Source organism: Jiangella endophytica (genome assembly GCF_003427025.1).
Classification (GTDB): domain Bacteria; phylum Actinomycetota; class Actinomycetes; order Jiangellales; family Jiangellaceae; genus Jiangella; species Jiangella endophytica.
This window is the reverse complement of the sequence record NZ_QVAI01000002.1, coordinates 23,631-43,293: the sequence shown is the minus strand read 5'-3', so window position 1 is coordinate 43,293 and position 19,663 is coordinate 23,631. Positions and strand designations below refer to the sequence as shown.

Here is a 19,663-nt window from a genome sequence, read left to right as displayed (position 1 = left end):
CCACCGGTGACGTCGCTCGCTCGACGCGCACCTCACTCGCGTGACGACCGGATCGCGGCCTGGGCAGCGCGCCAGGTGGTGTCCCAAGCGAGTGAGGTGCCACCGACCCGCGCAACGTGCGGCCGTGCTCAGGTGGTCAGGCCGAGCAGACCGGCGCTGTCGGCCCACAGGCGATCGCGGACGGCGTCGTCGCGGGCGAGATCGGACGGATCGGCCCAGGTCAGTGCGCCGCGACGCAACCGCGCATAGGACCCGTCCGCCGGTGGCGCCGCCCGGCCCAGCGCGAGGTCGGCGAGGGTCGCGCCCGCGTCGGCCGGACGGCTCAGCCGCGGCAGCAACCGGCCCGTCGGCCCGCCGAGCACCGACCACGCCAGCCGCATCGCCGGGCTGTAGTCGCGGGACAGGCCGGTGCCGGGCGTCGGGCCGGGATCGTAGGCGTACGCCGTGACGCCACGGGCGGCCAGCCCGCGCGCCGTCAGCACCGCGCACAGCTTCGACGCGGTGTAGGCGTGCTGGCCGGCCCGTCGCGGCGCCGGATCGCGGTCGGGGTCGAGCGCCGGATCGGCCAGCAGTCGCGCCTCCGCATGCCGGGGCGGCCGGATGGGCGCCTTCTCGGCCGGGTCGTGCGTGCCGCTGGTCGTGAGGACGACGACGGCATGCGGCGCCAGCCGCGGTGTCAGGAGCCGCACCAGCAGGTAGTGCGCCAGGTGGTTCACCGCGAACGTCGTCTCGAACCCGTCCGCCGTGCGGGTGTCCGCCGATCGCAGCGCCAGCCCAGCGTTGAGCACCAGCGCCTCGATGCCGTCGTCGCCCACCCGCGACCCGACCGCGGCCGCGAACCGGCGGACGTCGTCGAGCCGGGCGAGGTCCAGCGGCAGCACGTCGACACCATCGGGCCCGGGCCGCCGGCCACCCAGTAGCAGCCGCACGCCCGGCGTCGACGCGAGCCGCCCGGCCGCGACCAGCCCGAGCCCGGACGTACCGCCGGTCATCACGATCGTCGTCATCACCAACTCCAACGCAAGAAAATGAGTGAGCACTCGACTTATGTCATGGCACAATATGAGTGCCCACTCGACTTGTCAACGGAGGTGAGACCCCTGCGCGCCGACGCCCGTCGCAACCAGGCCCGCATCCTCGAGGCGGCCGACGAGGTGTTCGCCGCGCACGGGCCGGCCACGTCGACCGAGCAGATCGCCCGCCGGGCCGAGGTGGCCATCGGCACCGTGTTCCGGCACTTCCCGACGAAGGCGGCGCTGGTCGAGGCGGTGTTCATCGACCGTCTGCGCCGACTGACGGCGACCGCCGCGGAGTTGTCCGCCGGCCCCGACCCGGGTGCGGCGTTCTTCACCTTCGTCACCCGCTGGGCCGAGCTGTCCGCCGTCAAGCACGCCTTCGCCGACGCACTGGCCCGTGACGGCGTCGATGTCGCGGGTGCGGCCGCGGCCGGCGAGTACGTCCGGGTCCGCGCGGAGCTGACGGCCGCCGTCGGGGCTCTGCTCGAACGGGCACAGGGCGCTGGCGCGGTCCGGGCCGACGTCGGCACCGCGGAGCTCGACGCGCTTCTCATCGGCGCCGCCCGGGCGGTCGAGCACACCGCCGGCCACCCCGGCGTGCGCAGGCGGACGCTGACGATCATCCTGGACGGCCTGCGCCCCCGCGACGGCGATGCCGTGCCCGGCGCCCCGACGCCTTAGGGTGGACGCGTGGGCATGGTGATGGCGGTGGCCTTCACCCGGTACGGGAGGCTCTACTACCTCGACCCGGGTGAGCACACTCCACGCGTCGGCGACAAGGTTCTCGTCCCGACCGACGACGGTCCCGAGGTCGCCGAGTGTGTCTGGGCGCCGCAGTGGGTCAGCGAGGACATCGGCGGACTGCCCGTGTGCGAGGGGCAGGCCACCGAGAAGCACCTGCAGCGCGAAGAGCGCAACCGCCGCCGCCGGGCCGAGATCCGGGTCGCCGCGCGCCGGCTGATCCGTCACCACGAACTGCCGATGAAGATCGTCGGCGTCGACTACGTCGACACCCGGCCCGACGTCGACCAGCTGGTCACCATCTATTTCAGCGCACCGCACCGGGTCGACTTCCGCGAGCTGGTGCGCGACCTCGCCCGCACCCTGCGGGCCCGCATCGACCTGCGTCAGCTCGGCGCGCGCGACGAAGCGCGCGTGCAGGGCGGCATCGGCCCGTGCGGCCGCGACACCTGCTGCTCGACGTTCCTCACCGACTTCGAGCCCGTCAGCGTGCGCATGGCCAAGGACCAGGACCTCCCGCTCAACCCGCTGAAGATCTCCGGGGCGTGCGGGCGCCTGATGTGCTGCCTCAAGTACGAGCACCCGCTCTACCAGGACTTCAAGCGCAGCGTGCCGACGGTCGGTTGCGACGTCACCACCGACGACGGCATCGAGGGCACGGTCGTCGCGTACAACGTGCCGTCCGAGACGGTGTACGTCCGCGACCGCGAGACCGGCCGCCGGGTCGCCTGCCCGAAGGCCAGCGTCTGCGGGTCGCGGCAGGCGTACGAGGGCGCGGTCGCGCAGGGCGCCCGCCGCACGCCCGACATCCAGGACGACGATGACGAGGACGACGGGGAGAACCTGTGAGACTCCGTGCCCTGGCCGGGCTGGCGATCGTCGCCGTCGTGGCCGCCGCGGGCTGTTCGGCCGAACCTGAGCGCAGCGGCGGCTCGCCGGCCGACGTCCCGGACCGGTCGACGCCGGCGCCCGACGCCACCGTGGGGATCGACCCCGAGCTGGCGTCGTTCTACACCCAGGAGCTGGAGTGGAGCGACTGCGGCGACGGCTTCCAGTGCGGCACGGCCAGCGTCCCGGTCGACTACGCCGACCCCGGCGGCGACACCATCGAGCTGGCGCTCCTGCGGGCGCCGGCGACGGGCGACGAGCGGCTCGGGTCGCTGCTGGTCAATCCGGGCGGGCCGGGCGCGTCCGGCGTCGAGTACGCGCAACTGGCCGGCTCCGTCGTCACCGAGCAGGTGCGTGAGCGCTACGACATCGTCGGGTTCGACCCTCGCGGCGTCGCCGACTCCACCCCCGTCGACTGCGTCGACGACCCCGAACTGGACGACTACCTCGCCGCCGACGCCACGCCCGACGACGACGCCGAGGTCGCCGACATGGAGGAGTCGATCCAGGACCTCGCCGCCGGCTGCGCGGCCCGCTCCGGCGACCTCGTCCCGCACATCGGCACCGTCGACGTCGCCCGCGACCTCGACGTGCTGCGCGCGGCGCTGGGCGACGAGAAGCTCAACTACCTCGGCAAGTCGTACGGGACGTTCATCGGCGCGCTCTACGCCGACCAGTTCCCCGACCGCGTCGGCCGGCTGGTCCTCGACGGCGCCATCGACCCCACGCTGACCGGCGACGACCTCGGCCTCGGCCAGGCGCGCGGCTTCGAGCGGGCACTGTCGGCGTTCCTGACCTGGTGCTTCAGCCAGGACGACTGCGCGCTCGGTTCGTCCGAGGACGAGGCCCGCGCCACCCTGGTGGCGCTCCTGCAGCAGGCCGACCAGGAGCCGCTGGCCACTGACGACGACAACCGGCCGCTCACCGAGGCGCTGGCGTTCTACGGCATCATCCTGCCGCTGTATCTCACCGCCGACGAGGGGTACGAGCCGCTCAACGAGGCGCTCGACCTCGCGCTCACCGAGGACGACGGCACGCTGCTGCTGACGTTCGCCGACCTCTACCTCGAACGCAACAGCGACGGCACGTACAACGGCAACGCCAACGAGGTGATCAGCCTCGTCAACTGCATGGACCACCCGGAGTCCGCCACCGCCGAGCAGGCGGAGGCCGGGCTGGCCGAGTTCACCGCGGTGTCGCAGGTGTTCGGGCCGTTCCTCGCCTGGGGCGGTTTCGGCTGCTCCGCGCTGGCCGACGGCCTGGCCGAGGCCGGCGTCGGCGCGACGGACGACCCCACCGCCACGCCCGCCGCGACCCCGGCGCCGCACCCGCCGGTCACGGCGCCGGGCGCCGACCCGATCCTCGTCGTCGGCACCACCGGCGACCCCGCCACACCGTACGAGTGGGCTCAGTCGCTGGCCGAGCAGCTGTCGTCCGGCGTGCTGCTCACCTATGACGCCACCGTGCACACGGCCTATCTCGCCGGCAGCGATTGCATCGACGAGGCCGTCGACGCATACCTGCTGGCCGGGACGGTGCCGGACGACGGCGCCAGTTGCGGGACGTGAACCGCGGCGGAGTATGCGGATAATGGGACGATGCGCCTGCGTCCGACGCTCCTCCGGGTCGCGCTCCTTCTGAGTGCGGCGGTGCTGCTGACCTCGTGCAGCGGCGACGACTCCGGGTCCGGCGGATCCGGCGGCACCGACGGTCCCACCGCTCAGGCGGAGGGACCCAAGGCGCAGCGGCTCCCGTTGCGCCTCGACGGCATCACCGACGAAGTGGCGTTCGGCACACCGCTGACGTTCACCGTCCCCAACGGTCACATCGACTCCGTGCAGGTGGCGCCTGAGGGTGGCGACCCGGTCGACGGTCAGGTCGGCGACGACGGCAGCAGCTGGTCGAGCTCGGCGCCGCTCGAGCCGGGCGGCGCCTACGCCGTCACCGTCGTCGCGTCCGACCGGCTCGGCATGGAGCACACGCTCACCGACTCCTTCGCCGTCGGCGCCGTGCCCGACGGCAACCGGCTCACGCTGAGCATGCAGCCCACCGACGGCGCCGTCGTGGGCGTGGGTGCGCCCATCACCGTCCGGTTCGACCAAGAGGTCACCGAGCGCGAGAACGTCGAGCAGGCCATGCACGTCGCGTCGAACCCGCAGGTCGAGGGGTCGTGGCACTGGGTGAGCTCGCAGGAGGCGCACTTCCGGCCCAAGGAGTACTGGCCGTCCGGCACCCAGGTGCGGCTGGACCTCGACCTCAACGGCGTCCAGGCCGGCGACGACCTCTGGGGCGGGCGCTCCTACGACCTCGACTTCACCGTCGGCAAGGCCCAGATCGCCACCGTCGACGCCGCCACCCACACCGTCACCTACAGCGTCGACGGCACCGTCGCGGCCACGTGGGACACCAGCCTCGGCGCACCCGAGTTCGCCACCCGCAACGGCACGTACATCGTGCTGGAGAAGTTCGAGACGCGGCAGATGACGTCGTGCAACGCGAACATCACCTGCGATCCCGGCGATCCCAACTTCTACGACCTCGAGGTGCCGAACTCCGTCCGCCTCACCTGGAGCGGCACGTTCGTCCACTCGGCGTCGTGGTCCGAGGGGTCACAGGGCTCGGCGAACGTGTCGCACGGGTGCATCAACCTCAGCCAGGCCAACGGCGCCACGTTCTTCCAGCTCGCCCAGTACGGCGACATCGTCACCGTCGCCCACTCCACCCGTGGGCCGGAGGACCTCCTCCAGCGCGGCGACCCCGGCATGGCCGACTGGAACCTCGGCTGGGACCAGTACGTGGCCGGGTCCGCCCTCGGCGCGCCCATCACCACCGACGCCCTCTGACTCGTCGGCCGGCCCGATTCGGTTCCTGAGCACTCGACGCCCTATACTCGTGCACCGTGCCCGGTTCGCCGGGCACGCGCCGCCTTAGCTCAGTCGGTAGAGCGATTCACTCGTAATGAATAGGTCGTCGGTTCGATTCCGACAGGCGGCTCCACCACCACGTCCCGGCCGGTCAGGCCCATCCTGACCGGCCGTTCGCATGCACGGAGGTGCCGGGTCGATGTCGCGCGATGCCGCCGAGCGGCGGGCCGCCCTGGTCGCTTCGCTGTGTGAGCGGGGCGCGATCCGCACCGCGCGCCTCGCCGCCGCCGTCGCGGCAGTGCCCCGGCACCTGTTCGCTCCGGAGGCCTCGCTCGAGGCGGCGTACGCGGACGACATCGTGGTCACGAAGCGCGACGCGCAGGGCACCGTGACGAGCTCGGTGTCGGCGCCCTGGCTGCAGGCGTCGATGCTGGAGCAGGCCGGCATCGAGCCCGGGATGCGCTGTCTCGAGGTCGGCTCGGGCGGCTACAACGCGGCGCTGATGGCCGAGCTCGCCGGTCCGGACGGCAGTGTCACCAGCGTCGACATCGACGCGGACATCGTCGATCGAGCCCGGCGATGCCTGGCCGCCGCAGGGACCGAGCGCGTGCGGGTGGTCCTCGGCGACGCCGAGTCCGAGGTGCCGGAGTACGCACCGTACGACCGCATCGTCGTCACGGTCGGCGCCTGGGACATCCCGCCGGCCTGGCTCGCCCAGCTCACCGCCACCGGCCGGCTGGTCGTGCCGCTGGGGCTGCGCGGGCACACCAGGGCGATCGCGTTCGACCGCAGCGGCGACGCACTGGTGAGCCGGTCGCACGAGCTGTGCGGTTTCGTCGCCATGCAGGGCGCGGGTGCCCGGCCCGAGCACGTGGTGCGGCTCGGCCCCGGTGTCGAGCTCCGCTTCGACGACGACCCGCCGATCGACGTCGACGGGGTTCGGGTGGCCGTGCGGGGGCCGCGTACCGAGCGGTGGTCCGGCGTCACCGTCGGCCCGCAGGAGCCGTTCGACGGGCTCCAACTGTGGCTGGCCACCCAGGTCCCCGGGTCCGGCCGGCTACGCTCGGCCCGCGCCGACGCCGCCCTCGTGGGGATCGAGCCGGCCACACCACCGCTCACGCCGGCTTTCGTCGACGGCGGCAGTTTCGCCTATCACGCCCTCCGCCGCGTCGACCCCGCCAGCGGGTGGTGCGAGTTCGGCGTCCACGGCCACGGCCCCGACGCCGTCCCGCTGGCCGAGCGTGTGGTCGAGCTGATCCGGACCTGGGACCGCGACCACCGGTACGGCCGGGCGCCGGTGATCTCCGTCCATCCGGCCGGATCGTCCGTCGGCCGGATGGCGCCCGGCGCGGTCATCCTCCGGAAGCGGCACACCGTGGTCACGATCGACTGGTCGTGACCACCGCCGCGGCCAGGCGGGAGCGCGTGATCTCGTCCTGGTGCAGGACGGCCCAGTCGGCGACCGCGGAGAGCGGGCCGAGCAGGGACTCGCCGAGCGGGGTGAGCCGGTACTCGACCGCCGGCGGCACCGTGGGGAACACCTCCCGATGCACCAGGCCGTCCTCCTCCAGTCCGCGCAGAGTCCGTGTCAGCATCCGCTGGCTGATGCCCTGGATGCCGCGATGCAGCTCGTTGAACCGGTAGGGGCGCCGACCCAGCAGCACGACGATCAGCACGGTCCACTTGTCGCCGATGCGGCGCAGCACGTCGGTGACGGGGCACTGCTCGTACTCGTCGGCCGGCACCGGGCTCGGCAGCGGCGCGGCGACCACCGAGGGCACACCGGTGTGCGTATCGGACATCAAAGTGCCTTCTTCCCTGGACGGCGACGGTTACCGATGATGCTTGTACTTACTGTTTGATACCACCTCGGAGCATTCATGGACTCCCGCACCATCGTGATCAGCGGCGGCACCGACGGCATGGGGCGCGCGCTCGCGCTGGCCCGGGTCGCCAAGGGCGACCGTGTCATCGCCGTCGGCAGTAGTGTCGACAAGGGCGCCCGGCTCGTCGCCGACGCGGCCGCCTCAGCCGGGCGGGTCGAGTTCGTCCGGGCCGATCTCACGACCGTCGCCGGCACGCGGTCCGTCGTCGAGGCGGTGGGCCGGGCCACCGAGGTCGTCGACGCGCTGGTGCTGTTCGCGAACCGGGTGCGGCCTCGCCGCGTCGAGACCACGGAGGGGCTGGAGAGCACCTTCGCCCTCTACTACCTGAGCCGCTACCTGCTCAGCCACGGCCTCACCCCGGCGCTGTCGCGCAGCGCCACGCCGGTCATCGTCAACGTCGCGGGCGTCGGCGTCACGAAGGGGTCGATTCAGTGGGACGACCTCCAGCTGACCCGGCGCTACAGCGCGGTGGCCGCGCAGTTGCAGGCCGGCCGCGCCAACGACCTGCTCGGCGTCGGCTACGCGGCCCGCCACGGCGAGCGCGTGCCGTACGTCCTCTATCACCCGGGCTTCACCCGCAGCGGCGACCTCTCCACCCTCCCTCGGCTCACCCGCACCGCGATCAGGGTGGCGGCGCGGCTGTTCGCACGGCCGGTCGAGGCGGCGGTGGCGCCGATCGACGGCGGCTTCCTCGACACGCCGCCGTCGGAGCCGCTGACCGCCGTCGACCGCGCGCGGCACCTCCCGCTCACCCTGCCCACGCTCGACCCGGACGTGGCGGCCCGGCTGGCCGGCCGTACCGAGACCCTGCTCGAGGCGGTGGTCCGTAGTGGTCGGAAATGACGACTATGAGGAGTCTGCCTCGGCCGGTCTGATGGTCGATCCGGCGATGCGCAGGCCGTAGTGATCGATGACGTGGGTGTCGTGGAAGTGGCGTTTGGCGTGGTCACGGGCGGCTTCTTCGGCATGTGAGTACCGGGAGTACTCGCGCCCGGTCCAGGAGCACTTCGGGCAGCGGGCGCGGTACCGGACCGGGGTGTTCGGCTGAGCCACAGGCGCACGATATATCGATAGCCAAACTTTGGCTACTCGATCATTGACGGTCGGATGAGCAGGTGGTCGACAGCCGGGCTCCTGAGTACCAGCGGCTGTACGCCACGCTCCGGCAGCTGCGGGAAGAGCTCGGCCTCACGCAGACCCAACTCGGCGAACGGCTCGGCCTCACCCAGCGCAAGGTGTCGCTGTTCGAGTCCGGCGAGCGGCGCATCGACGTCATCGAGCTCGGCCGCTACGCGCGCGGCCTCGAGGTCCCCCTCACCGAGATCCTCGACCGCGCCGGCATCGACTACTCCTGAGCCTGGCGATCAGGCCGGCGCCACGCCCTGCTCGCGCTCGGCCCGCCGCCGGCGCTGCTCGACGGGATCGGGGCCGGGCGACGGAGCCCACGGCGGCGTGCGGTCATCTTCGGAGCCCCTGCACCAGGGGTTCTCCCGCTCTACCAGGCATGCATGCCTGGTAGAGCGGGAGAAGTCCTGGTGGGGTGGGCGATCCTTGATGATCATCGCCGTCCACGGGCCTAGAAATCCGGCGACCGGTGTCACTCGGGGGCTGGAGGCCGAGCGAAGCTAGGCGTGGTGCGCCGCGTGATGGGCGGCGAGCAGGTCGTCGCCCCAGTCGTGGCGCAGGTCGCGCCAGACGGAGTGGATGTGGTTCGCGTCGTGCTGGGTGTTGTCGTACTCGAGCAGGAACGTCGGGCCCAGGACGGCGTAGTAGTGGCCGTGGCCCGGCTCGACCGGGCCGGCCCAGCGGAACGTGACGCGCTCCAGGCCGGCCGCGACGATCTCGGCCCAGGCCGGCTCCGCCGCGGCCGTCGTCACCCGGCCGAGGTACTGGCGGATCAGCCGCTCCAGCAGCTCCCGCCCGGCCGGTGGCAGGTCGCCGTACGCGAGTCCGGGCGCGATGCGGCCGGCGTCGGCGACCGGGTCGTCGCGGGTCAGGATGTCGTGCGGCGCCTCCGCCGACGTGACGGCGGCGGCCCGCTCGGCCGGAGGCAGCGACGTGACCAGCGCCCGGCCGAGGTCCTGCTCGGCCGCGAGCGTCCGCCGACCGGCACCCGGGAAGCCCGCCGGGATCGTGGCCGGGTTGGCGCCGAAGAACTGCGGCGTCGCCACCACCCGCCCGCCGGCGACCGTCGCCGTCACGGCCAGATGGTGCCCGCCCACCCGCCACCCCCACGGCGCCGGCCCGGGCGCCCCGAACACCCGGAACCAGAACAGCCCCGGCTGTCGCCGCTCCCAAGTCGCCACGCCGGCCGCTCGTTCGACCGCGCCGAGCACCGTCTCCAGGTCGATGATCGCCCGTGCGTCGGCGAGCCCGGCGGCGGACAGTCCGGTGGCCAGCAGCTCCAGCGCCGCCGACCGCTGCCCGTCGGACAGTTCGCCCAGCGCGACCCCGGGCCGGGACCGCGGCAGGTAGGTGAACGTGCGCCGGTCGGCGGCCTCGAACGGCGCGTGCGCCCGTGCCAGCTGGTCAGGGTCGAGCGCGGCGAGGAACGTCGTCGCCGCGGAGGTCATCGGATCGGTCATCGAACTCCACTCTGCCAGCCGTCGACGGGTCCTCGTCCTCGACCGGGACCGCCAGTCGCATGGTGAGTCCGCCGTCAGGCGTGGTCTCGGGGGTCAGCGTGCCGCCCATCGCCTCGGTGAGCCCGCGCGACAGCGCCAGCCCGAGCCCGACCCCGGTGCCGCTGTCGCCGAGCCGCTGGAACGGGACGAACACGCGGTCGCGCTGTTCCTCGGGGATGCCCGGCCCGTGGTCGACGACCCGCAGCTCGACGACGGCGTCGTCCTCGCGTCCGGTGATGGTCGGCGGCCGGTCAGGCGGGCTGAACCGCAGCGCGTTGCCGATGACGTTGACCAGCACCCGCTCCAGCAGGGCCGGGTCGACGTCGACGCGCGGCAGGTCGGCCGGCAGCTGCACCGTCACCCGCCGGCCCGGCTCGCCGAGTTCGTCGAGGGCGCGCGCGATGGTGTCGGCCGCCGCCGTGGGGCGCAGTGCGACGCCGAGCACGCCGGCCTGCAGCCGGCTGAGGTCGAGCAGGTTGGTGATCAGTTCGCTGAGGCGGTCCAGCGACTCGTCCGCCGTCGCCAGCAGTTCGGCCTGGTCGTCGGCGTCGAACCGGACCTCGTCGCTGCGCAGGCTGGTGACGGCGGCCTTGGCGGCGGCGAGCGGGGTGCGCAGGTCGTGGCCGACGGCGGCCAGCAGGGCGGTGCGCATGCGGTCGGCCTCGGCCAGGGTGCCGGCCGACGCCGCCTCGCGGGCCAGCCGCTCCTGACGTAGGGCGAGGGCCGCCTGGGCGGCGAACGCCTCGATCACCCGGCGGTCCTCGGCCGGCATCGCGGGACCGCGCAGCGCCAGCGACAGCACGTCGTCGATCGGCACCTCGACGTCGGCGTCGGCGGGCGTCAGGCAGGGTCGTTCGCCGACGCACGCCACGACGGCCCAGGCGGACGGATCCTCCTGACTGCCCGGCAGCCGCGGCACGCCGGGCACGCGCTCGAGCAGCGTCACCGACGTCAGCCCGTACGTCTCGACCAGCCGCTCCAGCAGCCCGATCAGCGGCCGGGGGTTGCCGACCATGCTGCCCGCGGCGGTGGCCAGGTTCTGCGCGTCGGCGCTGGCCCGGGCCGCCTCGCGGGTGCGCCGGGCCGCGGTGTCGACGACGAAGCTCACCGACATCGCCACCAGCAGGAACACCGCCAGCGCGAGGACGTTCTCGACCTGGTTGACCTGGAGCGAGTGGATCGGCTCGGTGAAGAACCAGTTCAGCAGCAGGAACCCGCCCGCGGCCGCCAGCAGCGCCGGCCACATGCCGCCGACCAGCGCCACCGCGATGACCATCGCGAGCAGCAACAGCTCGCCGGTCGCCATCGACACGTCACCGCGCAGCACCCGGACCGCGAGCACCAGCAGCGGCAGCCCGACCAGCGCCAGCGCGAAGCCCGCCACCTGACGGTGCCGCGACAGCGGGCTGCCGAGCGCGGCGGTCCGGCCGCGTCCGGCCTGCCGGTGCGGGACGAGGTGGACGTCCATCGAGCCGGCCAGCGACATCGTCGTCAGCGCGACGCCGTGGGAGAACAGCCGCGCCAGCCGGCCGCGTCGGCTCGCACCGAGCACGAGCTGGGTCGCGTTGACGCCGCGCGCGAACTCGATCAGCGCCGCCGGGATGTCCTCGCCGAGCACCTGGTGGTAGGTGCCGCCGAGGCTCTCGACCAGCAGCCGCTGCCGGGCCAGCAGGGTCGGGTTCGCGCCGACCAGCCCGTCGCTGGGCATGACGTGCACGGCCATCAGGTCCGCGCCCCTGCCGCGGGCGGCGATGCGCGCGGCCCGGCGGATCAGCGTCTCGCCCTCGGCCCCGCCGGTCAGCGCGACGACGACGCGTTCGCGGGCCTCCCAGGTGTCGTCGATGTGGTGGTCGGCGCGGTACCGGTCCAGCTGATCGTCGACCTTGTCGGCCAGCCACAGCAGCGCCAGCTCGCGCAGCGCCGTCAGGTTGCCGACCCGGAAGTAGTTGCCCAGCGCCGCGTCGACCTTCTCCAAGGCGTACACGTTGCCGTGCACCATGCGGCGGCGCAGCGCCTCGGGCGTCATGTCGACGAGCTCGACCTGGTCGGCGCGCCGCACCACGACGTCGGGGACGGTCTCGCGCTGCGGCACGCCGGTGATCCGTTCGACGACGTCGTTGAGCGACTCCAGGTGCTGGACGTTCACCGTCGACAGCACCGTGATGCCGGCGTCGAGCAGCTCCTCGATGTCCTGCCAGCGCTTCGCGTTCTCCGAACCGGGCACGTTGGTGTGCGCGAGCTCGTCGACCAGCGCGACCTCGGGTCTGCGCCGCAGGACCGCGTCGAGGTCCATCTCCTCGAACGTGCCGCCGCGGTACCGGACGGTGCGTCGTGGCACCACCTCGAGGCCGGCGATCAGCTCGGACGTCCGGGCCCGGCCGTGCGCCTCGACGAACCCGACGACGACGTCCGTCCCGCGCGCCAGCCGCCGATGCGCCTCCTCGAGCATGGCGAACGTCTTCCCGACGCCCGGTGCGGCGCCCAGGTAGATCCGCAGCTGACCGCGTCCCATAGCACCAGTCTGACCGCAGTGGACCGCCGATGCTCATCGGACGGGACGGCCGGTCCGTCCGGCGTGGTCCGGCTACGATCGGCGGCATGGAGCCGGCCGGCCGGGTGCTCGTCGTCGACGACGACGCAGGCATCCGCAAGACTCTCGCCCTGAACCTCAAGGCCCGGGGGTACACCGCCGATCTCGCCGGCACCGGCGAGCAGGCGCTGCAACTGGCCGCCCGCCACCACCCCGACGCCGTCATCCTCGACCTCGGGCTGCCCAGCATGGACGGCCTCGACGTCGTGCGGGGCATCCGCGGCTGGTCGTCCGTCCCGATCCTGGTGCTGTCCGGGCGGGGCACCGAGGCGGCCAAGGTCGAGGCGCTGGACCTCGGCGCCGACGACTACGTCACCAAGCCGTTCGGCATGGACGAGCTGTTCGCCCGGCTGCGTGCTGCCACCCGGCGTGCCGTCCTGCCCGACGGCAACGCCGTGGTCGAGACCGACGACTTCACCATCGACTTCGCGGCGAAGCGGGTCGTACGCGACGGCACCGCCGTCCGCCTCACGCCCCGCCAGTGGCACATCGTCGAGGTCCTGGTGCGGCATCGCGGCCGGCTGGTGACGTACGAGCAGCTACTGCACGAGGTGTGGGGCCCGGCGTACGGGACCGAGACCAACTACCTGCGGGTGTTCATGACGCAGATCCGGCAGCGGCTGGAGCCGGAGCCGTCGAAGCCGCGCTACTTCATCACCGAGCCCGGTCTGGGGTACCGCTTCCAGCTGCCGGCCGACCTGTAACCATTCGGTTGCGGTTGATCTCGGGATGTGTCACGTTGGGTGACAGTTCCGAGGTTCTGCTGGAGGCGAGTCATGTCGGACGAGGTCGTGCGTGAGGTCGACATCGCGGCGACGGAGGACGGCTGGGGCGGCGGGCTGGAGACGCTGGCCGACCTCGCGCGCAAGCAGGTGGCATGACCGCCGACCCTGAGCGAGCTGGTCCGGAAGCACCGGGCCGGCCGCGAGGTCCGCTACGGCGTCCGGTCCGACCGGCTCGCCGACACCGGCCGCTGGACCAACGCGACCGCGCTCGCCTGGGACCGCCGCCTCGACGCGCTCCGACGACTCGCCGAAGGCGATAGCTGACACTCCGTGTCAGTGAACGCCGCGCACCATCGTCGTATGGACACGACGCTGGAAGGCAAGGTCGCGCTCGTCACCGGGGCGTCGCGCGGCGCAGGGCGGGGGATCGCCGTCGAGTTGGGGGCGGCCGGGGCGACGGTGTACTGCACCGCGCGCACGACCCGGGCGCAACGGTCGGAGCAGGATCTCCCGGAGACCATCGAGGAGACCGCGGAGCTGGTCACCGCGGCCGGCGGCACCGGCATCCCGGTGCAGGTCGACCATCTGGTGCCGGAGCAGGTCGAGGCGCTGGTCGGCCGCATCGACGCGGAGCAGGGCCGGCTGGATGTGCTGGTGAACGACATCTGGGGCGGCGAGCTGCTGTTCAGCTGGAACGACCCGCTCTGGGAGCACTCGCTGGACAAGGGGCTGCGGCTGCTCCGGCTCGCCGTCGACACGCACATCATCACCAGCCATTACGCGCTGCCGCTGCTGATCCGGCGGCCGGGCGGCCTGGTCGTCGAGATGACCGACGGCACGGCCGACTACAACGCGACGAACTACCGGGTGACGTTCTTCTACGACCTCGCGAAGGCGTCGGTCCTGCGCATGGGGTTCGGGCAGTCCAAGGAGCTCGCGCCCCATGGTGCGACCGCCGTCGCGCTGACGCCGGGGTGGCTGCGCTCGGAGATCATGCTGAGCCACTTCGGTGTCTCGGAGGCGAACTGGCGCGACGCCCTCGGCGACGAGCCGCACTTCGCGATCTCGGAGACGCCGCGGTTCGTGGGCCGGGCGGTCGCGGCGCTGGCCGCCGACCCGGACGTCGCCCGGTGGAACGGGCAGTCGCTGTCCAGCGGGCAACTGGCGCAGGTCTATGGTTTCACCGACCTCGACGGGAGCCGGCCGGACGCCTGGCGCTACATCGTCGAGGTCCAGGACGCCGGCAAGCCCGCCGACGTCACGGGGTACCGCTAGGGAGACCACATGACGTCGGACTCGGCCGGCCGCATCCGCTGGGGCATCATGGGCACCGGCGGCATCGCGGCCTCGTTCGCCCGCGACCTGCAGCTCGTCGACGACGCCGAGGTGGTCGCCGTCGGGTCGCGCAGCGACGACAGCGCGAGCGGCTTTGCCGGCCGGTTCGACGTCCCGCGGGCGTACGGCTCGTACGAGAAGCTGGTCGACGACCCCGACGTCGACGTCGTGTACGTCGCCACCCCGCAGACGGCGCACGCGGCGAACATCAGGCTCGCGCTCGAGGCCGGCAAGCCGGTGCTGTGCGAGAAGCCGTTCACCGTCACCGCCGCCGAGGCCCGCGACGTCGTCGAGCTGGCGCGCGAGCGCGGGCTGTTCCTCATGGAGGCGATGTGGACGCGGTTCCTGCCGCACTTCCGCCGCATCGACGAGCTGCTGCGCTCGGGCGTGCTGGGTGAGATCACGACCGTCGTGGCCGATCACGGGCAGGCCATCCCGGCCGACCCCGGTCACCGGCTGCAGCGGCCCGACCTCGCCGGCGGCGCGCTGCTCGACCTCGGCATCTATCCGGTGTCGCTGACGTCATACGTGCTGGGCCGGCCCGACACCGTCAGCGCGGCGGGGACGATCTCGCCGAACGGCGTCGACGCCCAGACGTCGGCCGTGTTCACCTACGCGAGCGGCGCGCACGCCGTCGTCACGACCACGCTGCGGGCGCGTACGGCGAACCGTGCGGTCATCACCGGCACCCGGGCGCGCCTGGAGATCGACGACGTCTGGTACGCGCCGACGTCGTTCTCGCTGCTGCGTCCGGGGTCGCCGGAGCCCGAGCGATACGAGCACACCCGCGTCGGCGGCGGCCTGCGCCACCAGGCGGTCGAGGTCGGCCGGCTGCTGCGCGCGGGCGCCACCGAGAGCGCCGTCATGCCGCTGGATGAGACGGTGGCGATCATGGAGACGCTCGACGAGATCCGCCGGCAGATCGGGTTGCGCTTTCCCAACGGGTAGCGGCCCCCGCGCCAACCGGCCTCGGGTAGGGCATCATCCTCCTGAGGAGGGGGCCATGACAACGATGCTCATGCCGGGTGTGACGCAGACCCGCCACCCGACGCCGCGGCTCATCGTCAACACACTCTCGGTCGCCGGACGCGACACCGGGGAACCGGTCGTGTTCGTGCACGGCAACGTCTCGTCCAGCGTGTTCTGGCAGCCGGCGATGCTCCGGCTGCCCGAGCGGTTCCGCCCGGTCGCGGTCGATCTGCGCGGCTTCGGCGGCACCGAGACGCGGCCGGTCGACGCCACCCGAGGCGTCCGCGACTACGCCGACGACGTCGCCGGGCTGCTCGACGTGCTCGGGCTGGACGACGCGCACCTCGTCGGCTGGAGCATGGGCGGCGCCGTCGTGCTGCAGCTGCTGCTGGACGCACCGTCGCGGTACCGGTCGGTCACGCTGGTCAACCCGGTGTCGCCGTACGGCTTCGGCGCCACCCGCGGCGCCGGGGGCGCACTGGCCGACCCGTCGGCGGCCGGGTCCGGCGGTGGCGCGGCCAACCCGGAGTTCGTGGCCCGGCTGCGCGACGGCGACCGCGGCGACGACGGCGCGCTGTCGCCTCGCCAGGTCATGCTGTCGTCGTACGTGAAGCCGCCGTTCGTGCCGGAGCTGGCCGACGCCTACGTCGAGTCGATGCTGACGACGGCGGTCGGCGACGACCACTATCCCGGCGACGCCGTGCCCACCGACGCCTGGCCGGGGGTGGGCCCGGGCACCCGCGGCGTCCTCAACACGATGGCGCCGACGCACCTGCGGCTCGACGGCCTCGACGCGATCGACCCGAAGCCGCCGATCCGCTGGATCCGCGGCGCCGACGACGTCATCGTCTCCGACACGTCGCTGTTCGACCTCGCCTACCTCGGCGCCATCGGCGCCGTGCCGGGCTGGCCGGGCGACGATGTCGCGCCGCCGCAGCCGATGGTCGCGCAGACCCGTGCCGTCCTCGACGCCTACCGCGCCGCCGGCGGTGTCACGAGCGAGACCGTCATCGACGACGCCGCGCACAGCCCGCACATCGAGAAACCGGACGACTTCGTCGCCGCGCTGGTCAGCGGGTTGGACGAGCGATGACGCTCGGGGTCGCAGTCGACGGTGGGACGCTGGCGGTACACGAGCTGGGACGCGGCGCGGCCGGCGCGCCCGTCGTCATGGCGTTGCACGGCATCACCGCGAACGCGCTGGCCTTCGGGGCCGTCGCGCAGGCGCTCGACGGTGAGGTCAGGCTGCTCGCGCCCGACCTGCGGGGCCGGGCCGACAGCAGGTCGATCCGCGGGCCTTGGGGGCTGGCCGCGCACGCGGCCGACGTCGTCGCCGTCCTCGACGCCGCGCGGGTGGAGTCGGCGGTGCTGCTCGGCCATTCGATGGGCGCCTACGTCGCCGCGCTGACGGCGTACCTGTACCCGTCGCGCGTGTCGTCGCTGGTCCTGGTCGACGGCGGCGTCGCGTTCCCGGCGCCCGACGGCGACATCGACGCCGCGCTGGAGCAGGTGATCGGCCCGGCGATGCGGCGACTGACCATGACGTTCGCCGACGAGGCCGCGTACCTGGACTTCTGGCGCGAGCATCCGGCCGTCGGCCCGGCCCTCGACGCGTCGTACGGCGGCCGGCTGACGGCGTACCTGCGCCACGACCTCATCGGCACCGACGGCGACCGCCACTCGTCCTGCGTGCTCGATGCCGTCCGTGCCGACGGCGCCGACGTGCTGGCCGATCCGGTCGTGCTGCGCTCACTGCGCGACGGCACGGTCCCGGCGACCCTGCTGTACGCCGCGCGCGGCCTGATGGACGAGCCGGAGGGCCTGCTCGACGCCGATCGCATCGCGGCCGCCGGTCTGCCGCCGACCGTCCGGGTGATCCCTGCCGGCGGCGTCAACCACTACACCGTCCTGTTCGAACCCCAGGCGGTCCGGCTGATCTCCTACGCCGTCGGCACCTCGGTCTAGCCCTCGCGACGCGCCCAAGTTGATCTTGGAGTTCTTCGGCAATCGCGGGTGAATTTGTCCGATTGATGGACGAAGAACTCCAAGATCAACTTGGGTTTGGGGTGGGGTCAGCGGGCCGACCAGCCGCCGTCGAGGACGAGGTCGGTGCCGGTGATCGACTGGGCCGCCGGACTGGCGAGGTAGGCGACCGCCTCGGCGACCTCGTCGGGCTCGATCAGGCGCTTGATCGCCTCGTTGGCCAGCAGGATGTCGCTGACGACGCGGTCCTCGGGCAGGCCGTGCACCTCGGCCTGGCCGGCGATCTGCGCCTCGACCATGGGCGTGCGGACGTAGCCGGGGTTGACGCAGTTCGAGGTGACGCCGTGCGGGGCGCCCTCGAGTGCGGTCACCTTCGACAGCCCTTCCAGGCCGTGCTTGGCGGCGACGTAGGCGGACTTGAACGGGCTGGCCCGCAGGCCGTGCGCGCTGGACACGTTGACGACGCGGCCCCACCCGCGCGCGTACATGCCGGGCAGCGCGGCCCGGATGAGCAGGAACGGCGCCTCGAGCATGAGCCGGAGCATGAACGCGAAGCGCTTCGGCGGGAACTCCTCCAGCCGGGCGACGTGCTGGATGCCGGCGTTGTTGACCAGGACGTCGACGTCCAGCGCGACCGCGGCCAGGGAGGCGGTGTCGGAGAGGTCGACCTGCCACGGCTCGCCGCCGCAGCCGGCGGCCACGGAGGTCGCGCGCTCGCCGTCGACGTCGGCGACGATGACGTGGGCGCCGGCCGCGCCCAGCCGCCCGGCCACGGCGGCGCCGATGCCGCCACCGCCGCCGGTGACCAGTGCCCGCCGTCCGTCCAGATCGAGTTCGGCCATGACGGCACCCTAGGTGTTGCGGGGCGAGATGTTGTCGACGGCTGACGCCGGGTTGACCTTCGAGTTGGTTGAGACCCGACGATGTTCGGGTGGCTGACCCGGAGTTGATGTCGATCGGCGCGTTCGCCAAGCTCGCCGGACTGACTGCGAGCGCGTTGCGGTTCTATGACGATGCCGGCTTGCTTCGTCCCGAGCAGGTCGACCCGCTGACGGGGTACCGGTTCTACAGCGAGTCGCAGCTCGTGCGTGCCACGCGGTTGCGTCACTTGCGCGAGATCGGGATGCCGCTGCCCACCATCGGCAGGTTCTTCACCGCCGGCGCCCAGGAGGCGGCGCGCCTGATCGACGATCAGGTCGCCAAGGTCGCCGTGGAGGCCACCGGGATTCGACAAGCCGCTGCGACGCTCAAGGCGTCCCTCGGTGAGGGCGCTTGCCTCAGTCTCTGCGTGCTGCCGGGCCCGGTCCTCGCGGCGGCTGTCGATCAGGTCCTGGCCACCACCATTCACGACCCCGAGATCCCTGTCTTGGGTGGTGTGCGCCTGGAAGCAGATCCCGACGCCATCTCGCTGACCGCGACCGATCGCTACCGCCTCACCACGCGAACGCTGGTGCCGAGCCAGCCGTCTGCCGCTTCTTGGGCAGGGACGCTAGCCGGAGACGATCTCCAAGCCACGACCTCGCGGCTCCGGCGAAGTCTCACCGTGACGCTGGAAGCGGGCGAACGGACCCTGGACCTCCGTACGGTCGACGGCGCCGTGGTGCACTGCCGCTTGCTGACCGAGGTCTTCCCTGACGACCGGCGCCTGATCGGTGCACTCCCACCGCTGACGCATCGCGTCACTGTCGAGAAGCAGCAGGTCGTCAAGGCACTGGAACAGCAGGCCTCCGAGAAGGTCGGTCTGCGGGTAGCGGGTGGCCGGCCGAGTCTCCTGCTGGCCGACGACGTCGTGGAGCTCGACGGCACGGCGACAGGTCCCGACCTGACGCTCTGGTTCGAGCTGACCACGGTGTACCCAGCGTTGAGCCACGCACTAGGCAACGACCTGATGCTCGACCTCCGCGGGCCCGAGCACCCGGCCACCGTCCGATCAGCCGACGACGGCGACCTCACCACTCTCATCATGCCCTGCCGAAACCCGGCGTCGTGACCGACACCACGACGCCCTGAACGACGGCCCGAACGCCGCGATCGCCACCGAA

The 19,663-nt window shown here is 72.6% G+C and carries 18 protein-coding genes, 1 tRNA gene and 1 pseudogene; 14 read left to right on the top strand and 6 right to left on the bottom strand.

What is annotated here, in order from left to right; translation table 11 throughout:
* Positions 1 to 128: 128 nt before the first annotated feature.
* A complete protein-coding gene (locus DZA62_RS04575) occupies positions 129 to 1,007 on the bottom strand; it encodes an SDR family NAD(P)-dependent oxidoreductase (protein ID WP_198663424.1) in 879 nt (292 codons plus the stop codon).
* A gap of 84 nt (positions 1,008 to 1,091) precedes the next feature.
* On the opposite strand from DZA62_RS04575, the gene DZA62_RS04570 reads away from it, so the two are divergent.
* The 6 genes from DZA62_RS04570 (at position 1,092) to fxlM (ending at position 6,908) form a co-directional block, all read left to right on the top strand.
* The gene (locus tag DZA62_RS04570; RefSeq protein ID WP_232827257.1) at positions 1,092 to 1,697 is read left to right on the top strand and encodes a TetR/AcrR family transcriptional regulator; all 606 of its coding nucleotides are present in this window, start codon (positions 1,092 to 1,094) and stop codon (positions 1,695 to 1,697) included.
* Between the two features lie 15 nt (positions 1,698 to 1,712).
* The gene (locus DZA62_RS04565; RefSeq protein ID WP_116947622.1) at positions 1,713 to 2,606 is read left to right on the top strand and encodes a PSP1 domain-containing protein; all 894 of its coding nucleotides are present in this window, start codon (positions 1,713 to 1,715) and stop codon (positions 2,604 to 2,606) included.
* Positions 2,603 to 4,213, top strand: coding sequence for an alpha/beta hydrolase (locus tag DZA62_RS04560; protein WP_116947621.1), 1,611 nt, complete (start codon positions 2,603 to 2,605; stop codon positions 4,211 to 4,213). Before DZA62_RS04565 ends, DZA62_RS04560 begins: the two co-directional genes overlap by 4 nt.
* A 30-nt stretch (positions 4,214 to 4,243) precedes the next feature.
* The gene (locus tag DZA62_RS04555; RefSeq protein WP_116947620.1) at positions 4,244 to 5,488 is read left to right on the top strand and encodes a L,D-transpeptidase; all 1,245 of its coding nucleotides are present in this window, start codon (positions 4,244 to 4,246) and stop codon (positions 5,486 to 5,488) included.
* Between the two features lie 78 nt (positions 5,489 to 5,566).
* Positions 5,567 to 5,642, top strand: a tRNA-Thr gene (locus DZA62_RS04550).
* Between the two features lie 66 nt (positions 5,643 to 5,708).
* The gene (gene fxlM / locus DZA62_RS04545) at positions 5,709 to 6,908 is read left to right on the top strand and encodes a methyltransferase, FxLD system (protein ID WP_198663422.1); all 1,200 of its coding nucleotides are present in this window, start codon (positions 5,709 to 5,711) and stop codon (positions 6,906 to 6,908) included.
* Here the strand turns inward: fxlM and DZA62_RS04540 are convergent.
* Positions 6,889 to 7,311, bottom strand: a complete 423-nt coding sequence (locus DZA62_RS04540) for a winged helix-turn-helix transcriptional regulator (RefSeq protein ID WP_116947618.1) — start codon at positions 7,309 to 7,311, stop codon at positions 6,889 to 6,891. The two genes, fxlM and DZA62_RS04540, sit on opposite strands and share 20 nt — an antisense overlap.
* Before the next feature lie 78 nt (positions 7,312 to 7,389).
* Between DZA62_RS04540 and DZA62_RS04535 the strand changes: the two genes are divergently transcribed.
* Positions 7,390 to 8,238, top strand: a complete 849-nt coding sequence (locus DZA62_RS04535; RefSeq protein ID WP_116947617.1) for an SDR family NAD(P)-dependent oxidoreductase — start codon at positions 7,390 to 7,392, stop codon at positions 8,236 to 8,238.
* 3 nt (positions 8,239 to 8,241) lie between these two features.
* On the opposite strand, the pseudogene DZA62_RS35505 reads toward DZA62_RS04535, so the two are convergent.
* Positions 8,242 to 8,514: pseudogene (locus DZA62_RS35505) on the bottom strand (hypothetical protein); the annotation flags it as partial.
* Between DZA62_RS35505 and DZA62_RS04530 the strand changes: the two are divergent.
* Positions 8,511 to 8,750, top strand: a complete 240-nt coding sequence (locus tag DZA62_RS04530; RefSeq protein WP_116947616.1) for a helix-turn-helix domain-containing protein — start codon at positions 8,511 to 8,513, stop codon at positions 8,748 to 8,750. The pseudogene DZA62_RS35505 and the gene DZA62_RS04530 sit on opposite strands and share 4 nt — an antisense overlap.
* Before the next feature lie 270 nt (positions 8,751 to 9,020).
* Here the strand turns inward: DZA62_RS04530 and DZA62_RS04525 are convergent, their stop codons facing one another.
* The gene (locus DZA62_RS04525) at positions 9,021 to 9,980 is read right to left on the bottom strand and encodes a DUF3500 domain-containing protein (RefSeq protein ID WP_116947615.1); all 960 of its coding nucleotides are present in this window, start codon (positions 9,978 to 9,980) and stop codon (positions 9,021 to 9,023) included.
* A complete protein-coding gene (locus DZA62_RS04520) occupies positions 9,925 to 12,531 on the bottom strand; it encodes a sensor histidine kinase (RefSeq protein WP_116947614.1) in 2,607 nt (868 codons plus the stop codon). The genes DZA62_RS04525 and DZA62_RS04520 overlap by 56 nt, the downstream gene beginning before the upstream one ends.
* An 86-nt stretch (positions 12,532 to 12,617) precedes the next feature.
* Between DZA62_RS04520 and DZA62_RS04515 the strand changes: the two genes are divergently transcribed.
* From DZA62_RS04515 to DZA62_RS04495, 5 genes are all read left to right on the top strand, one after another.
* A complete protein-coding gene (locus DZA62_RS04515; protein WP_116948126.1) occupies positions 12,618 to 13,313 on the top strand; it encodes a response regulator transcription factor in 696 nt (231 codons plus the stop codon).
* Between the two features lie 381 nt (positions 13,314 to 13,694).
* On the top strand, positions 13,695 to 14,609 hold the full coding sequence (locus tag DZA62_RS04510; protein ID WP_116947613.1) for an SDR family oxidoreductase: 915 nt from the start codon (positions 13,695 to 13,697) through the stop codon (positions 14,607 to 14,609).
* Between the two features lie 9 nt (positions 14,610 to 14,618).
* Entirely contained in the window at positions 14,619 to 15,617 is a 999-nt protein-coding gene (locus tag DZA62_RS04505; RefSeq protein WP_116947612.1) for a Gfo/Idh/MocA family protein, read from the top strand.
* Positions 15,618 to 15,672: 55 nt separating this feature from the next.
* Positions 15,673 to 16,731 carry an alpha/beta fold hydrolase gene (locus tag DZA62_RS04500; protein WP_116947611.1) on the top strand — a complete coding sequence of 353 codons (1,059 nt, stop codon included), beginning with the start codon at positions 15,673 to 15,675 and terminating at the stop codon, positions 16,729 to 16,731.
* Positions 16,728 to 17,603, top strand: a complete 876-nt coding sequence (locus DZA62_RS04495) for an alpha/beta hydrolase (protein WP_116947610.1) — start codon at positions 16,728 to 16,730, stop codon at positions 17,601 to 17,603. The genes DZA62_RS04500 and DZA62_RS04495 overlap by 4 nt, the downstream gene beginning before the upstream one ends.
* A gap of 107 nt (positions 17,604 to 17,710) precedes the next feature.
* Here DZA62_RS04495 and DZA62_RS04490 read toward each other — a convergent pair whose 3' ends face one another.
* Positions 17,711 to 18,463: a 3-hydroxybutyrate dehydrogenase gene (locus DZA62_RS04490; protein WP_116947609.1), complete on the bottom strand. Its 753-nt coding sequence runs from the start codon at positions 18,461 to 18,463 to the stop codon at positions 17,711 to 17,713.
* 89 nt (positions 18,464 to 18,552) lie between these two features.
* Between DZA62_RS04490 and DZA62_RS04485 the strand changes: the two genes are divergently transcribed.
* Entirely contained in the window at positions 18,553 to 19,611 is a 1,059-nt protein-coding gene (locus DZA62_RS04485; RefSeq protein WP_116947608.1) for a DNA polymerase III subunit beta family protein, read from the top strand.
* The last annotated feature ends 52 nt before the right edge of the window (positions 19,612 to 19,663 follow it).

Excerpts from the sequence above, each read along its gene's own strand:
- DZA62_RS04575 (WP_198663424.1), bottom strand. The coding sequence starts at position 1,007 with ATGACGACGATCGTGATGACCGGCGGTACGTCCGGGCTCGGGCTGGTC.
- fxlM (WP_198663422.1), top strand. The coding sequence starts at position 5,709 with ATGTCGCGCGATGCCGCCGAGCGGCGGGCCGCCCTGGTCGCTTCGCTG.
- DZA62_RS04565 (WP_116947622.1), top strand. The coding sequence starts at position 1,713 with ATGGTGATGGCGGTGGCCTTCACCCGGTACGGGAGGCTCTACTACCTC.
- DZA62_RS04505 (WP_116947612.1), top strand. The coding sequence starts at position 14,619 with ATGACGTCGGACTCGGCCGGCCGCATCCGCTGGGGCATCATGGGCACC.
- DZA62_RS04520 (WP_116947614.1), bottom strand. The coding sequence starts at position 12,531 with ATGGGACGCGGTCAGCTGCGGATCTACCTGGGCGCCGCACCGGGCGTC.
- DZA62_RS04515 (WP_116948126.1), top strand. The coding sequence starts at position 12,618 with ATGGAGCCGGCCGGCCGGGTGCTCGTCGTCGACGACGACGCAGGCATC.
- DZA62_RS04495 (WP_116947610.1), top strand. The coding sequence starts at position 16,728 with ATGACGCTCGGGGTCGCAGTCGACGGTGGGACGCTGGCGGTACACGAG.
- DZA62_RS04510 (WP_116947613.1), top strand. The coding sequence starts at position 13,695 with ATGGACACGACGCTGGAAGGCAAGGTCGCGCTCGTCACCGGGGCGTCG.
- DZA62_RS04540 (WP_116947618.1), bottom strand. The coding sequence starts at position 7,311 with ATGTCCGATACGCACACCGGTGTGCCCTCGGTGGTCGCCGCGCCGCTG.
- DZA62_RS04490 (WP_116947609.1), bottom strand. The coding sequence starts at position 18,463 with ATGGCCGAACTCGATCTGGACGGACGGCGGGCACTGGTCACCGGCGGC.
- DZA62_RS04500 (WP_116947611.1), top strand. The coding sequence starts at position 15,673 with ATGACAACGATGCTCATGCCGGGTGTGACGCAGACCCGCCACCCGACG.
- DZA62_RS04525 (WP_116947615.1), bottom strand. The coding sequence starts at position 9,980 with ATGACCGATCCGATGACCTCCGCGGCGACGACGTTCCTCGCCGCGCTC.
- DZA62_RS04535 (WP_116947617.1), top strand. The coding sequence starts at position 7,390 with ATGGACTCCCGCACCATCGTGATCAGCGGCGGCACCGACGGCATGGGG.
- DZA62_RS04555 (WP_116947620.1), top strand. The coding sequence starts at position 4,244 with ATGCGCCTGCGTCCGACGCTCCTCCGGGTCGCGCTCCTTCTGAGTGCG.